This is a genomic window from Streptomyces sp. NPDC031445 (assembly GCF_055581365.1).
Map to the genome: position 1 here is coordinate 15,994 of NZ_JBVIJO010000028.1, position 13,584 is coordinate 29,577.

Below are 13,584 nucleotides of genomic sequence, written 5' to 3' on the forward strand. Positions count from 1 at the left end.
TCAGTGATCACTAATCGGACGCACTCATCCTGATGACGCCCGAAGAGATCAGCGCAAGGCAAGATCGCGCTTCGGCTTGGACAAGATGGGCGCCCGCGACTGCACGCTCCATACTGCGATGCCGGCTCAAGCTGCGATGTCGGATTCGGGTTGGAGTGCGGGGCCGAGCAGCAGGCCCCCGTCCAGGACGAATTCCGAGCCCGTGGCGAAAGATGCGTCCTGGGAGGTGATGAAGAGCAACAGGCGGGTGATGTCGGAGGGTTCGGCGAGGCGAGGGATGGCGAAGGGATCGGGTGAGTAGAAGTCTGCGATGGCCGGCTGGCCTGCGACGGTGGGTTCGTTGATCAGCGGTGTGGAGACGACGCCGGGGTGGATGGAGTTGACCCGGATGTTGTCCCGCCCCAGCTCCAGCGCGGCCGTCTTGGTCAGCCCGCGCACGGCCCACTTGCTGGCCGTGTAGGGGGCGTAGAAGGCCGTGCCGACGTGGGCCATGGTCGAGGCGATGTTGACGATGGTTCCGCCACCGCCCCTGCGCATCGACGGAGCCACGGCCCTGATGCCGAGGAACTGGCCGGTGACGTTGACGCTGAAGGTGTGCTCCCACGTGCGGAGTTCGGTGTGCTCGATGGGGGCCGCCGGGTTCTGGACTCCCGCGTTGTTCACCAGGATGGTGACCGGCCCGAAGTGGCCTTCGACTTCTCGCACCAGTGCCGCCCAGTCGTCCTCGCTGGTGACATCCAGGTGAACGGACAGAGCCCGATGACCGAGCTGAGCAGCGAGATCACGACCGGCGTCGTGGTCGCGGCCCGCGATGACCACGTTCGCCCCCTCGGCGTGGTAGCCCCGCACATGACTGCTGCCCATACCCCCGCTGCCGCCCGTGACGATGACGGTCTGGCCCTCAAAGCGTCCCATGATGCTTCCCTCCAGGCTCACATAGTGGTGAGCCGAGTGACTCACCTCCTCTCTCAAGGTAGGAGCAGGACTAGAGGTGAGTCAAGTGACTCACCTCGTAGTGAGGGGCATACTGGAGGGCATGACGGCACAGCCTTCGGAATACCACCGGCGCGTGGCAGCGCAGAAGCGGACGTCCATCATCGAGGCAGCGACGAAGCTGTTCCTCGACTCCGGTTACGACGGCACCTCGCTGGCCCGCATCGCCGAGGCGGCCGGAGTGTCGAGGGCGACTCTGTTCAAGCAGTTCGCCACCAAGGCGGCCCTGTTCGAGGCGATCGTCACCGAATACTGGAAGGTCGACGACGAGGAAGCGCCCCTCCCCGAGCCAGGGAACCTCCGCGCGGGGCTTGAGACCATCGGACGCCGATACGTGGCCCTTCTCACCCAGCCCGGCATGGCCGCCCTCTTCCGCATCGTCATCGCCGAGGTACCACGCTTCCCCGAGCTCGGCGCGACCCAGTTCAACCTCGGCAAGATGCCCTACTTCGAATCGGTCCGCCGCTACCTGGAAGCGGAGAACGCCGCTGGTACAGCCCGGCTCGACGATGCGGAGATGGCGGCGACCCAATTCCTCGGGATGATCTCCAACTACGTGTTCTGGCCGCGGATGCTGCTCGCACGCTGGGAGCCCGACGACACCGCCCTCACCAACGCGGTCGACCAAGCGGTGCTGACCATGCTCGCCCGATACGGCGCACCGGGGACCCACGGCGCCTGAGACACGAGGCCCCACCGCTCTGCGCACATGCGCCCTACAGACGGTCGTGACGGACGAAACTGGCTCGGGCGCGCGGACGGCCGGCGGGCGCCGCGCGGGGCGGGTCCGTCCCCGGGCGACGACGGCGCGGCGGAGTCAAGGGCTCCGGCCGCGGCCGGACGGTTTGGGGGCGGCCCGGCGGCGCGCGTGAGGACGGCGGCGCGGCCGGCGCGCGAGCGGGGAACCGACGCGGCGCCGACAGGCGAGCGCACGGACGGTTGACGGCGCGGGAGGTCGACGGCGCGGGCGCGGACGGCGCACGACTGGGAGCGGGACAGCGGACGCAGGCCCAACCCGGCTGGTCGGAACGCAAGTTAGCCGGGGACGGCGGGCGGCCGGGACGGCGACCCGCCGAAGGGGAACCTGGAGCAGCGCGCGGCACGACCACGGCGCTGCCGGGGCACGGCGGGACGGACGGGGCACCACAGGCGGCCGGCGGTCGCAGCAGCGTCAGCGCGGGCGCGCGCGGACAACGGCACGGCAGACCAGTGCGGCGGGCACGGTATCGCCGGCAGGCACGACACGGGTTGCGGCCGGGGCGCGGCGAAGGCGCAACGGGTGAGGAAGCGGCCGGACGGCACGGCCCGCGGCCCGCGCCCAGGGCGGCCGGCCGGTCGCCGCGCAGCTCGGGCGCAAGCCGACGGACGGCGGGAGGCGCGCGCGGACGGCGGGCGGCCCGGAGGCGTGGGGGGTGGGGGCCAGCGCGGGCGTGCGGGCGACGTGGCGGCCGAAGCGTAGCGGCATGTGGCCGGTGGCCGATAGTGCGAGCGGGGCCCGGGGCGACGGCGGCGGGCCATTGCGGCACGGCGCGGACGCGCGGCGCACGCAGACGGGACGGCCCGGCGAGAACTCAGGGCGAAGAATGAAGCGAAAGCGGCGGCCAACGGCACGGCACCGGGCCAGCGACCTCGGGCACCCAGGCGCAAAGAGGAGGCGGCCGGCAGCCGGAATCCAGCGGACCAGCGGCGGCACGGCACCGCGCCCTCGACGGAGACGGGCTGAGCGAGCCCGCCCGGCACGGCGGGGGACGGCCCGGCGGCCGGGGACACGGGCCGGGACAGCCGCACGACGCGAGACACGGCAGCGCAGGCCGGGCGCCGTGGCAGGGCCCCGGGGACTGTGAAAGGCTCGGAAGCAGTGGCATATCCGTCCTTCACCGCACGTCGACGGCGGACGAGAGAGCCGGCCCGTCCGTGACGGGGGTCCACCCGGTCCTTGGCCCTGTGTTCGCCGAGTGGGGAACTCACGATGACGACGACCGAGCACCCGCGCGACCACGACGGCCACCAGGACCCGACCCTGTACCGCACCCCGGCGGACGCCGCCGCCGCGCCCGGGGAGGGACTCGCCTACGTCGTCGGGTTCGACCCGGCCGGAGCGCGTCCGGACGGGCTGTTCACCGTCGGCACCGACCCCGGCTCCGCGGCGTATGGCCGGGTGATCGCCCACGCCGAGGTACCCGGCGTGGGCAACGAACTGCACCACTTCGGCTGGAACGCCTGCTCGAGCGCGCTGGCCCATGCCGGTCACCACCACGCCGCGCGCCGCTATCTCATCGTCCCCGGACTGCGCTCCTCCAGGCTGCACGTCTTCGACACCGTCCCCGATCCGGCCCGCCCCCGCCTGGTCAAGACGGTCGAGCCAGGTGAACTGGCCGCCCGGGCCGGGTACTCGCGCCCCCACACCCTGCACTGCGGTCCCGACGGCGTCTTCCTGTCGTGCCTGGGCGGCGCGGACGGCGCGGACGGGCCCGGCGGCGTGGCGCTGCTGGACCACGAGACCTTCGAGGTGCTGCGCGGTTGGGAGAGCGAGCGCGGGCCGCAGCATCTCGCCTATGACGTCTGGTGGCACCTGGCCCAGAACATCGCCGTGACCAGCGAGTGGGGAACCCCTTCCATGATCGAGGGCGGTCTCGTCCCCGACCTGCTGCTGGGACGCCGTTACGGCCACTGCCTGCACTTCTGGGAACTCGGCACCGGCCGGCACCTGCAAGAGGTCGACCTGGGCGACGCCCACCAGATGGTGCTGGAACTACGTCCCGCACATGACCCCGGGGCCACCTGGGGGTTCACCAACACCGTGGTCGACATCGAAGACCTGTCGGCCTCCGTGTGGCGGTGGCACCGCGACGGCGAGGGCTTCCACGTCACCAAGGTGATCACCCTCCCGGCCGAGCCCGCCCCGGCCGAGGACCTGCCCCCGGCGCTCAAGCCGTTCGGCGCCGTGCCCCCGCTGATCACCGACATCGACCTCTCGGTGGACGACCGGTGGCTGTACGTCTCTGCGTGGGGCACCGGCGACCTCATCCAGTACGACGTGAGCGACCCGCGGCAACCCCGGCGGACCGCGGCCGTGCGGCTCGGCGGCATCACCACCCGCCGGCCGCACCCCGCAGCGCCCGACGTGCCGCTGACGGGCGGGGCCCAGATGGTCGAGGTCAGCCGCGACGGGGAGCGCGTCTACCTGACGAACTCCCTGTACGCCGCCTGGGACGAGCAGTTCTATCCCGCGGGCATCGAACCGTGGATGGTCAAGCTGGACGCCGATACCTCGCGCGGCGGGCTGTCGGTGGACGGCCGCTTCTTCCCCCACGGCGAGGACTTCGCCGGCCTGCGCGTGCACCAGACACGCTTGCAGGGTGGCGACGCCTCCTCCGACTCCTACTGCTACCGCCGCTGACCCCAGGGCCGGTACCTACGTCCGGGCCACCGCCGGTGCGCCAGGGCGCCGCCCGCCGCCTGCATGGGACCGGGCTGAATCGTCTCCGCGCTCGACAGGCAGTTCCTGACCGCAGCCCATCAGGGAAACCTGTGGGAGATCACCAGCAGTCAGCAAGCCAAGACCGCGGCACAACATCGCCCTTCACGCCCGACGGGGTCGTGGAGGCGTGGCGTCCTCTGCCGGGGACCCGCCCATGCGCCGTGGTGCGACCGGCGAGGTCCCGCGTGCTCACGTCCCAGCCGTTGACCCCGCCGCCCGCCCGACCAAGCCTTGGTGGTCAAGCTGGGTGACACGAGCCGGTAGCCGATCGCCAGCGGCCCCCGGGGCACCGCGAGTACGGGCCGCCTCCGCCATCAGCTTCGCCTGAAGCGATCCGTGCGTGACGAGGCCCGCGTAGCCCTCGACCTCGCGCGCGTACGCGCGGGCATAGTGGATGCGGTGACCGTTGCAGGTCAGCGCGGAGAAACGGGGGAACAGGGCGACTGGTCCATCAAGATCGACCAGTCGCCCTGGGCCAGAGCCGGGTCCCCTGACGGCTCGACCGCTCCCCTGTCGCGACGGCGAGGCGCGACTGGCTGGTGAGTTGCTGCGTACGCCGCGTATGTCACTCGCTCGACCACTGACCGGATACTCACACACATGAGGGTTGCAGGACCTGTGGTACCTCGCTGTCCGCCGGAGCTGACGAAACCCCCGGCCTCCTCCGGCCTTTGCCCACGAGGCGCGGAGGGGGTCTCTCCGGTCCGGTCAAGGGGTTGCTCGGGCTCGGCTGCGGTGTCCGTGCCGGGCGGCTGGTGTCGCGTACCGGCGGGTGCAGCTGCGCGACCGGCAGCGCGTGCAGCCCGGTCGCGGAGTGCCAAGTCAGCTCGGCGCTTCCTCTCGTCGCCGGTCATCGCTGGTTGTGGCGGGGATGGCGTTGTCGATGAGGACGGCGGCGATGGCGGCGGCTGTGGGCAAGGTGTCGGCGTCGAGGACCCGGGTGCGGGCCGCGGCGGCCGTCGAGGAGCGGCGCGAGCTGCTCGCCGAGTTGTTCAGGGTCGGCGGCGCCGGCTTCGCGCGCGGTGTCGGCGAGCCGCGCGGCGACGGCTTTCTTGAAGTCGCGTGCGTACTGGGATGCGGGGTGCTGGGGGTCGAGTTCGACGGCGGCGGTGATGTAGGGACACAGGGAGGTGGTGGGGGGACGTCGAAGGCGGCGAGGAGCCGTTCGCGGGGCGCGGGAAGTCGCCAAGGCCGCCCCGGCCGGCGCCAGCGTGGTGAAGGCGTTCAACACCGTCTTCCGCCATGTCCTGGAGAGGGCGTCGGCCCGACGTCTTCCTCGCCGGCGACAATGCGCAGGCCAAGTCCAGTGTGCAGGCGTTTATCGAGAGCCTCGGGCTGCGCCCGCTGGACGTCGGCGGCCTGCAAATGGCGCACTGGCTGGAAGGGACGGGCGTGGTCACGGTGGGCCTCGCCAACTACCGGGTCGGGAACCTGAACTTCGCCCTCAGCATCACCGAACTTCCTGCCTGAGCACACGATTGACTGAGGCCTTTTCGGAGCAGCTGCCGACCCGGGGACAGAGCTGGCGTGAGGACGCGGTGCGCAAACGCACAGGGCTCCCATGCTGTTGAGGGAGGCATTCGAAGTTTCGACTCGGCACCGCAGGAGCCCTGTCGGTTCCCCATCCTGCCGCACTCGACCTCCCACACACTCTGGTCGAGTGGGTCACGATGCTCATCGCCCCGACTGTGTGACGACGTTCGACGCTCTGGACAGCTGCCTGCCACCGCGCGTGGCGGCGCCCGCAAGGAGAATCGCCGAAATACTGGAGATTCCGCAGCCGGTCACCGCATGACGCAGGGGCCGCAGCGTCGTTGGATGGTGCGCCCCCCTACCCAGGCTCCGGGGACGTCAAGAAGCCGAGGCATTCGCCGCCGGCCTGTCCGACGTCGCCGCGCGGCCACATGCCGTCGACCCCGAGATATACGCCAAGACGATCTGGGCCGACTGGCTGTGCGGCCAGCACAAGCCGGGCCACCGGCGGCGGGTCCGGGAGAGTTCACGGCCGAGATCGCCACGGACGGCACTCGTGGCGGAGGGATGACCCGCCGGCCCACAGCCGGCGCGACCCTCTACCGGCTGCCGGGCCAGGTGGCCAGCACAACATCTGCTCAGGGGCAGATGTAAACAAGATTGCCCGGCGGAATGAGGTCGTCCGGGCCGCCGTGGAACCAACTACTGTTGTCGTAGAGCAGTTTGTAGACGTTGATTCCAAACCTCGCCGCATACTGGGAGAAGGTGTCCCCGGCCCGCGAAGTGATGTGGCTGCAGGCCGCCGGGTGTGCGGTGCTCTGGGGGGCCGATTCCGCAGACGCTTCAGTGGCCGCTCCGGCCAGAGTGCCGAGCGCGATTCCTACGGCCACGCCGAAGGACGCAATGACGCGACGTTTGTGCATGATCTCCCCCATGGGCCTGAAGAGCGACTTGGTCGTGATCACGCTTGCACAGTACGAAAGGCGTAACAACGGTGATAATGAGCCATCGGTACTTCAGCTTGCCTGAGCACATGTTCCACTCCCGCTCTCTCGGGACCCGGAGTGCAGGACGCGCAGTATGTGGTGGGCCGGCGCCTGTGGCAGTGGTAGGTCCTGGGCGCCGAGGCTGATGGTCATGTCGCCGTTGACGGACGCGTACAGGGTGCCGTGCAGCAGGTTGATCTGGGGGTGCCGAGGAACGATGCGACGAAGGCGTTGTCGGGCGGCTGTAGAGGTCGGCAAGGGTGCCGACCTGTTGGAGGGCGCCGTCGCGCAGGACGGCGATGCGGTCGCCCAGGGCCATGGCTTCGGTCTGGTCGTGAGTGACGTAGACGGTGGTGGCGCCTGTACGCCGTACGACGGAGAGGATCTCGGTGCGCAGGCGTGCGTCGAGGCTGGAGAGGGTTCCTCCATGAGGAAGATCGAGGGGCGGCGGATGACGGCGCGGCTCATGGCGACGCGTCGGCGTTCTCCTCCGGGGAGCTGGGGGTCCGGTTCAGGAGGGAGCGGATGCCGAGGCGGTCGGCGACGGTGTCTACGGCTTGGGCGATGTGTTGTTCGTCTTCGCCGCGTGCGGTGAGGGGGAAGCCGGCCTCGGCGGCGGTCATGGTGGGGTAGAGGGCGAAGCTCTGGAAGACCATGGCCACGTTGCGTTCGCCGGCCGGGCCGGTCGTTGGCGTGCTGCTGGTCGAGGAGTAGTTCGCCGCTGGTGATGCCTTCGAGGCCGGCGATCATGCGGAGCAGGGTGGAAAGGCCGCCGTCGGGGTCGTCCTCGTGGTCGGGTGACACGGTGTGAAGCCGGCGCTCTCCGGGTCGAAGCGCATCCGGGCCGCGAGGGCTTCGAGTCCGGCGCCGGCAGTCGGCGGCCGGACGGGTCGCCGCCCGTTCCGCGCCGTTCCTCGGGCCGGGTAACGGGTGACCCACGCCCGGGAGTTGCCGGCGGCGCCGGATGAGCCGGCGGAGACGGCCAGTCGAGGCAACTGTGTTGTCACCGGCCAGGCATCCCCTTGTCACACGCGCTCATTCGGCAGGCTTTCTGTCTCCAGTACCGAAGAACCGGAGTTCCCGGGCACCCCAGCGGTGCCGTGCCCGGGGCTGAGCCCTTCCACAGTGAGGCGGAAGAGGCGGCCGGCCTGGGTGTCGGGGTCCTCGTGATGCTCGGTGGCCAGGGCGATGCCGGCAGCGAGGGTCAGCAGGTCGTGGAAGGTGACATGCGGTGCGACCGCCTTGTCGCGAATGGCTCGCTGCAACAGGGGATTTCCGGCCGCCTCGATTCTCTTGCCGCACGAGTGCGGGGAGAGTTCTTCGGTGGGGGGCTCGTAGCTGAGGATGCTGGCGAATCCGCGGGCCGAGACCGCATAGACAACGAGAGCGCGGAGCCATTCCAGGAGGGCGGTGCGGCTGTCCTCGGCCGCACTCAGCCGGTGGGCATGCTCGCACAGAGCTTCGATGCGCTCCTGGAAGACGGCTTCAAGGAGGGCCCGACGGGTGGGGAAGTGGCGGCGTACGGTCGCCGACCCGACGCCTGCGATCCGGGCGATCCGCTCCTGGGACGCATTGGCACCATGCGCGGCGACCTCGGCTTCGGCGACAGCGAGGATGAGCCGGTGATTGCGTCGGGCGTCTGAGCGTTGGCCGGTCATGATCTCCCCATTGCTAAGCGGCGGGCCCCGCCATATCGTAGCGGCAGAGGAAACGGCGGGCCCCGCCGTTTTCATTCTCCGGCTCGTGAGGAGCAGCGGTCATGCCCGTCGACAGCGATACCGTCCTGGTCACCGGAGCCACCGGCCGGCAAGGCGGGGCCACAGCTCGCGCACTCCTGGCCGCCCGGATACCCGTACGTGCACTCGTACGCGATCCGTCGTCGAAGCCAGCACGGGCGATCCAGGCGCTGGGCGCCGAGCTGGTGCGAGCGGACCTTTCCGACCGGGCCACCCTCGGCCCGGCGGTCGAGGGGGTTCGCGCCGTGTTCTCCGTGCAGATGCCGCCGATGACCGAGACCAGTGTGGACTTCGCGGGCGAGCTCACCCAGGCCACCAACCTGATCGATGCGGCGAAGGTCGAGGGCGTGCGGCAGTTCGTGCAGTCCTCGACCAGTGGAGTCGGTGAGCACACCCAGGCCCCCGGTTGGGGTGAAGGCCGCTGGGCGGCGATGGCCGACTACTTCCGTACCAAGCAGGCGATCACGGAGGCGGTACGCGATGCGGGCTTCGCCCGCTGGACGGTGATCAAGCCCGCCTTCTTCATGGAGAACCTGCCCCTGCTGGCGCCCCGAGGGCCCCGTGGCGGCCTGCTGACGGTGCTGAAACCGGATACCGAACTGGCCCTGGTGGCCGTGCGGGACATCGGCACGGCCTCGGCGCACGCCCTCCTGGACCCCGACCGGTTCCACCAGGTGGAACTGGAACTGGCCGGCGACCTGCGCACGATGGAACAGATCGCGCAGACCTTGTCCGCCGCCTGGGGCGTGCCTGTGAGCGCGCCTTCCATGAGCCTGGAAGAGGCCCTCGACGCGGGCATGCCGAAGTGGGGAGCCGGACACGAGTGGAACAACATGGTCCTCCAGCCCGCCCGGCCCGAATTCGCCCAGGAGTTGGGCATCCCGACCACCACCTTCGCCGAGTGGGCGGATGAGCAGCTGACAGCCGTGTCCGGCCATGGACATCCGGCGCTGTGACCTTAGGCAGCGCCCGGCGGATGCCGGATGTGCCGGGCGCCCACTGGCCCGCCTGCCGTTCTGCACCAGGGCGCTCTCAAGAGCAGCGACTTCCGGCTGCGCCCAAGCCAGGATGCCTTGGGACGCGAGCGGGCGCCGCACACGGAACCCGTGGTCTGAGCAGCGCCGTCGCGCCGAGGAGGACGAGGGCCGGCCGGGTTCTGGGCGAGCCTATTCGTTCTCCTTGAGTTCTGGTGGGGTGAGAGGGGTCGACGGGTGTGGCACCCGCGCCACGAGTGGTCAGGTCGCCTCCTTGGAGCGGGGGACCACGACGGTGCGGTTCGCCGACGCGGCTGCTGACGGGCCGGGGGGTGTTGCGGCGTGGCGCAGCAGGGACAGCAGCAGAGCCGCGGCGAGCAGGCCGGCGCAGACGCAGGAAGCCAGTGCGTACCCGGCCCGGGCATGGCTGCCTCCCGGCGGACCGGACGCGATGTGCAGGTACACCGCGGGGACGGCGCTGAGGCAGACGGCTGCGGCGATGCGCTGGGCCATCTGCAGGATGCCGCCACCCACTCCCGCCGCCTCTGCCGGAGCGTGCTGGAGCACCTGGGTCTGATTGGGCGAGACGGTGAGCCCTCCGGCGACACCGGACATCAGCTGCGTTCCGGCCAGAGCCACGGGCAGCACCGACGTCGGCGCCCCGAGGGCGGCCGCCACCCCCGCAAGCGCGGCGCCGATGCCCATGGTCAGGCCGACGCTCACCGTGCGCGGTCCGATCCGCCGGACCAGCCGCCAGGCGAGGGCCGAGGAGATACCCATCCCGACTGCCCCGGGGAGAGTGACCGCCGCCGTGAGCAGGGCGGACAGGCCGAGCCCGTCCTGGAGGAAGACGGTGAGCACGAGGAACGCGGCCAGTGAGGAGCCGAACTGGGCCATCGCGACGGCCGTACCCAGCGCATACGGTTTCGACGAGGTCAGCGTCGGGTGCACCAGCGGCTGACGCCCCCGTCGCACCCGCAGACGCTGATGCGCGGCAAGGACGGCCGCCAGCGCGCACACCGCGATGCCCCACAGGAGCGCCTCTCCCCCGCTGTCCGGGGTGCGGATGAAGGGCACCATCAGCGCCAGCGTGCAGCCGCAGAGCAGACCGAGGCCGAGGAGGTCCAGCCGGGAGTCGCGGGCGGTGCGCCGCGGCGGGGGCAGCCAGCGGGCCGCGAGGGCCAGGGTGAGCACGGCGCACGGTCCGCTCAGCAGCAGACAGCACCGCCAGCCCGTCCCGGGGCCGAGCCCGGCGACGAGCGCGCCGCCGAGCGGCGGGCCGAGGGCCGTGGCCACGCCGCCGGTGACCGCGTAGAGGCCCAGTGCACGGCCGCGGGCCGCACCGTGGAAGACGTCCTGGATGGTGCCGATCACCTGCGAGTTGACGAGCCCGGCAGCGGCGCCCTGCACCAGCCGGGCCCCGATCAGGGTCCCCGGGCTTCCGCCGGTTGCGGCCGTCACCCCGGCCAGGAGGAAGAGCGCCACCCCGGCCAGGAAGAATCGCTTGCGCCCGTGCAGGTCACCGAGGCTGCCGCCGGGGACGAGGGCGAGGCCGAAGGCCAGCGAGTATCCGGCGACGATCCACTGGACGTCCGCCCCACTGGCGCCGAGCGACTGGCGCATGCTCGGCACCGCGATGTTCAGAACGGCCTGGTCCAACAGGGTCGTTGCGCCGGCGGCCATGCACACCAGCAGCACGCGTCGTGCGGCGCGGTCGTCTCCCGGGAGCACTACGCCCGCCGGGACGGCCGCGGCAGGCCCAAATGGTCGCGCAGCGTACGGCCCGTGTAGTGGGTGCGGAACAGGCCGCGGCGGCGCAGCTCGGGGATGACGAGCTCGGCGAAGTCGTCCAGGGTGCCCGGCAGGTACGGGAAGATCACGTTGAAGCCGTCGGCGGCGCGGCCGTGGAACCACTCCTCGATGTGGTCGGCGATCTGCTGGGGTGTGCCGGTGATGGTGCGGTCGTCGTTCGCGACGCGCCGGACGAGGTCGCGGATGGTGAGGTTGTCGCGGCGGGCGTCCTCGTAGATCTGCTGCTGGGCGGTGTGCGACTGGTTGGAGACGGGGAGTTCGGGCAGCGGACCATCGAGCGGGTAGCCGCTGAGGTCGAAGCCGCCGAGCCAGTAGGAGCTTGGTGTGGAGTGCACCACGATGTCGGCGCCGTGTTCGAAGGGCCGTAGCAGGTACGGCGTGAGCACGGTGTTGTCGACGACGAGGGGCACGCCGATCTCATGGGCGATGCCGGCCACCGCCTCGATGTCGAGGACGTTGCCGCGCGGGTTGCCGAGAGTCTCGCCGAAGAACGCCTTCGTGGTGGGGCGTACGGCCGTGTACCAGGCGTCCGGGTCGTCCGGGTCGTCGACGAAGGTGACGTCGATGCCGAGGTCGGCGAACGTGTGCTCCAGGAGCGTGCGGGTGCCGCCGTACAGGGACGAGGAGGCGACGATGTGGTCGCCCGCGCGCGCCAGGTTGAGCAGGGCAAGGCTGGTCGCGGCCTGTCCGCTGGCCACGGCGACCGCCGCCGTTCCGCCCTCCAGGGCGGCGATCCGCTCCTCGGCCACGGCGGTGGTCGGGTTCGACAGCCTCGTGTAGGCGTGGGTGGTCAGGTCGGCCAGCCCGAAGGCCGCGGCGGCGTGCGCGGTGTCCCGGAAGACGTAGCTGGTGGCCGGGTGGATCGGCACCGCTCGCGCGCCGGTGGCCGGGTCGGGTACCGCTCCGGCGTGCACCTGCCGGGTCTCGAAGGCCCAGTTGCTCATCGGTTCCCCCGCTTCTCCAGTACGTCGGACCACCAGCGTTCGGCGACGCGTGGATGGGAGCGAAGCCAGCCGACGACCGCGTTCTCCCCGAAGGCGGCCAGGAGCGGGTTGTCCGGGTCGTCAGTGACACCGCGACTGAGCGCCGCGAGTTCCGGGGGGAGTTGGAGCGGCTTGACGACCGCGTCGAGGCGCGGGCCGAGGAAGAAGGGGATCGAGTAGCGGTGCACGCCCGACTGCGGGCTGACGACCCGGTGTCGAGTGGCTTTCAGATAACCCTGGGTGGCGATCTCCAGCATCTCGCCGATGTTGAACACGAAGGCGTCGGGTACCGGAGTCACGTCGATCCACTCGCCGTCCTCGCGCTGCACCTGGAGCCCGCCCACCTCGTCCTGCTGGAGCAGCGCGAGATAGCCGTAATCCTTGTGCGCGCCGACCCCCTGCTCGGCGTGCTCGGCGGCGCGCGGCGGATAGTGCACGATCTTCACGTGGACGGCCGCCTCGTCGTCGAACCACTGGTCGAAGTAGCCCTCGTCCTGTCCGAGCGCCGCCGCGAGGGCCCGCAGCACCTCACGGCTCACCCGCAGCGCCTCCGCCTGCCAGCCCAGTACGGTGTCCCGCAAGTCCGGTAGCGCGGAGGGCCATTGGTTGGGGCCGATCAGGCGCAGGTAGTCGGGTTCGTCCGGACCGACATCGAGCGCCTCGCGTTCCGGCCCGATGTCGATCTGCTCCCGCCAGTCGGCGCTGCCTGCCGTGTACTCGGTTCCGGTGCGCGTATAGCCGCGGAACTGGGGCGAGTTGAGGTTCTCGATCTCCAGTCGCCGCTCCTCGGGCAGCGCGAAGAAGGCGCGGGCCGCGCTCAGCACCTCGTCGCGCAGTGGTGCGGGGACGCCGTGCCCGGTGACGTAGAAGAAGCCCACTTCGTGGGCGGCGGTACGGAGTTCGGCGAGGAAGGCGTCACGGTCGGCGTCCGGGGCGCGGAAGCGGGAGATGTCGATGACGGGCAGGGCTGTGGGCTGGGCCATGGGGATTCCTTCGCGGCACGGCAGGCCGACCGGGCAGCACAACTGCCCAGGGACGTGGCTGGTCGAGTGGCGGAAGCGGGATCAGGCGGAAAGAGAAGGAGGCAGGGTGCGGGTCCCGAGCCGTGGAACGGCGGTCAGCAACAGACCTGGTCGAACTGGTCGG

At 70.8% G+C, this 13,584-nt stretch carries 10 protein-coding genes and 1 pseudogene; 4 read left to right on the forward strand and 7 right to left on the reverse strand.

Annotated features, from left to right (window positions below):
* Nucleotides 1–126: 126 nt before the first annotated feature.
* Nucleotides 127–915: an SDR family NAD(P)-dependent oxidoreductase gene (locus ACZ5DC_RS39225; RefSeq protein ID WP_468661056.1), complete on the reverse strand. Its 789-nt coding sequence runs from the start codon at nt 913–915 to the stop codon at nt 127–129.
* 121 nt (nt 916–1,036) lie between these two features.
* On the opposite strand from ACZ5DC_RS39225, the gene ACZ5DC_RS39230 reads away from it, so the two are divergent.
* From ACZ5DC_RS39230 to ACZ5DC_RS39240, 3 genes and pseudogenes are all read left to right on the forward strand, one after another.
* Nucleotides 1,037–1,675: a TetR/AcrR family transcriptional regulator gene (locus ACZ5DC_RS39230; RefSeq protein WP_468661058.1), complete on the forward strand. Its 639-nt coding sequence runs from the start codon at nt 1,037–1,039 to the stop codon at nt 1,673–1,675.
* 1,287 nt (nt 1,676–2,962) lie between these two features.
* Nucleotides 2,963–4,393 carry a selenium-binding protein SBP56-related protein gene (locus ACZ5DC_RS39235; protein ID WP_468661060.1) on the forward strand — a complete coding sequence of 477 codons (1,431 nt, stop codon included), beginning with the start codon at nt 2,963–2,965 and terminating at the stop codon, nt 4,391–4,393.
* Nucleotides 4,394–5,646: 1,253 nt separating this feature from the next.
* Nucleotides 5,647–5,944 (forward strand): annotated as a pseudogene (locus ACZ5DC_RS39240) (NAD(P)-binding domain-containing protein); the annotation flags it as partial.
* A 641-nt stretch (nt 5,945–6,585) separates the two neighbouring features.
* Here the strand turns inward: ACZ5DC_RS39240 and ACZ5DC_RS39245 are convergent.
* The 3 genes from ACZ5DC_RS39245 to ACZ5DC_RS39255 all read right to left on the reverse strand — a co-directional run bounded on the left by ACZ5DC_RS39245 (nt 6,586) and on the right by ACZ5DC_RS39255 (nt 8,591).
* Nucleotides 6,586–6,912 carry a hypothetical protein gene (locus tag ACZ5DC_RS39245; RefSeq protein WP_468661062.1) on the reverse strand — a complete coding sequence of 109 codons (327 nt, stop codon included), beginning with the start codon at nt 6,910–6,912 and terminating at the stop codon, nt 6,586–6,588.
* Nucleotides 6,913–6,963: 51 nt separating this feature from the next.
* Nucleotides 6,964–7,683: a hypothetical protein gene (locus ACZ5DC_RS39250; RefSeq protein ID WP_468661064.1), complete on the reverse strand. Its 720-nt coding sequence runs from the start codon at nt 7,681–7,683 to the stop codon at nt 6,964–6,966.
* 275 nt (nt 7,684–7,958) lie between these two features.
* Nucleotides 7,959–8,591, reverse strand: coding sequence for a TetR/AcrR family transcriptional regulator (locus ACZ5DC_RS39255; RefSeq protein WP_468661066.1), 633 nt, complete (start codon nt 8,589–8,591; stop codon nt 7,959–7,961).
* 101 nt (nt 8,592–8,692) lie between these two features.
* Here ACZ5DC_RS39255 and ACZ5DC_RS39260 point away from each other — a divergent pair, with 101 nt between their 5' ends.
* Nucleotides 8,693–9,625 (forward strand): NmrA family NAD(P)-binding protein, encoded by a 933-nt coding sequence (locus tag ACZ5DC_RS39260; RefSeq protein WP_468661068.1) that lies wholly within the window; start codon nt 8,693–8,695, stop codon nt 9,623–9,625.
* Between the two features lie 279 nt (nt 9,626–9,904).
* Here ACZ5DC_RS39260 and ACZ5DC_RS39265 read toward each other — a convergent pair whose 3' ends face one another.
* From ACZ5DC_RS39265 to ACZ5DC_RS39275, 3 genes are read right to left on the reverse strand one after another with little or no spacing between them, the layout of a single operon-like run.
* Nucleotides 9,905–11,326 (reverse strand): MFS transporter, encoded by a 1,422-nt coding sequence (locus tag ACZ5DC_RS39265; RefSeq protein WP_468661070.1) that lies wholly within the window; start codon nt 11,324–11,326, stop codon nt 9,905–9,907.
* A 47-nt stretch (nt 11,327–11,373) separates the two neighbouring features.
* Complete coding sequence (locus ACZ5DC_RS39270; RefSeq protein WP_468661072.1) at nt 11,374–12,399, reverse strand: PLP-dependent transferase; 1,026 nt, start codon at nt 12,397–12,399, stop codon at nt 11,374–11,376.
* The gene (locus ACZ5DC_RS39275; RefSeq protein ID WP_468661074.1) at nt 12,396–13,421 is read right to left on the reverse strand and encodes an isopenicillin N synthase family dioxygenase; all 1,026 of its coding nucleotides are present in this window, start codon (nt 13,419–13,421) and stop codon (nt 12,396–12,398) included. The genes ACZ5DC_RS39270 and ACZ5DC_RS39275 overlap by 4 nt, the downstream gene beginning before the upstream one ends.
* Nucleotides 13,422–13,584: the final 163 nt, after the last annotated feature.

Bases quoted from the DNA above. Each gene is read 5' to 3' on its own strand.
- ACZ5DC_RS39265 (WP_468661070.1), bottom strand. From the start codon at position 11,326: ATGGCCGCCGGCGCAACGACCCTGTTGGACCAGGCCGTTCTGAACATC.
- ACZ5DC_RS39235 (WP_468661060.1), top strand. From the start codon at position 2,963: ATGACGACGACCGAGCACCCGCGCGACCACGACGGCCACCAGGACCCG.
- ACZ5DC_RS39270 (WP_468661072.1), bottom strand. From the start codon at position 12,399: ATGAGCAACTGGGCCTTCGAGACCCGGCAGGTGCACGCCGGAGCGGTA.
- ACZ5DC_RS39225 (WP_468661056.1), bottom strand. From the start codon at position 915: ATGGGACGCTTTGAGGGCCAGACCGTCATCGTCACGGGCGGCAGCGGG.
- ACZ5DC_RS39255 (WP_468661066.1), bottom strand. From the start codon at position 8,591: ATGACCGGCCAACGCTCAGACGCCCGACGCAATCACCGGCTCATCCTC.
- ACZ5DC_RS39260 (WP_468661068.1), top strand. From the start codon at position 8,693: ATGCCCGTCGACAGCGATACCGTCCTGGTCACCGGAGCCACCGGCCGG.
- ACZ5DC_RS39250 (WP_468661064.1), bottom strand. From the start codon at position 7,683: ATGATCGCCGGCCTCGAAGGCATCACCAGCGGCGAACTACTCCTCGAC.
- ACZ5DC_RS39275 (WP_468661074.1), bottom strand. From the start codon at position 13,421: ATGGCCCAGCCCACAGCCCTGCCCGTCATCGACATCTCCCGCTTCCGC.
- ACZ5DC_RS39230 (WP_468661058.1), top strand. From the start codon at position 1,037: ATGACGGCACAGCCTTCGGAATACCACCGGCGCGTGGCAGCGCAGAAG.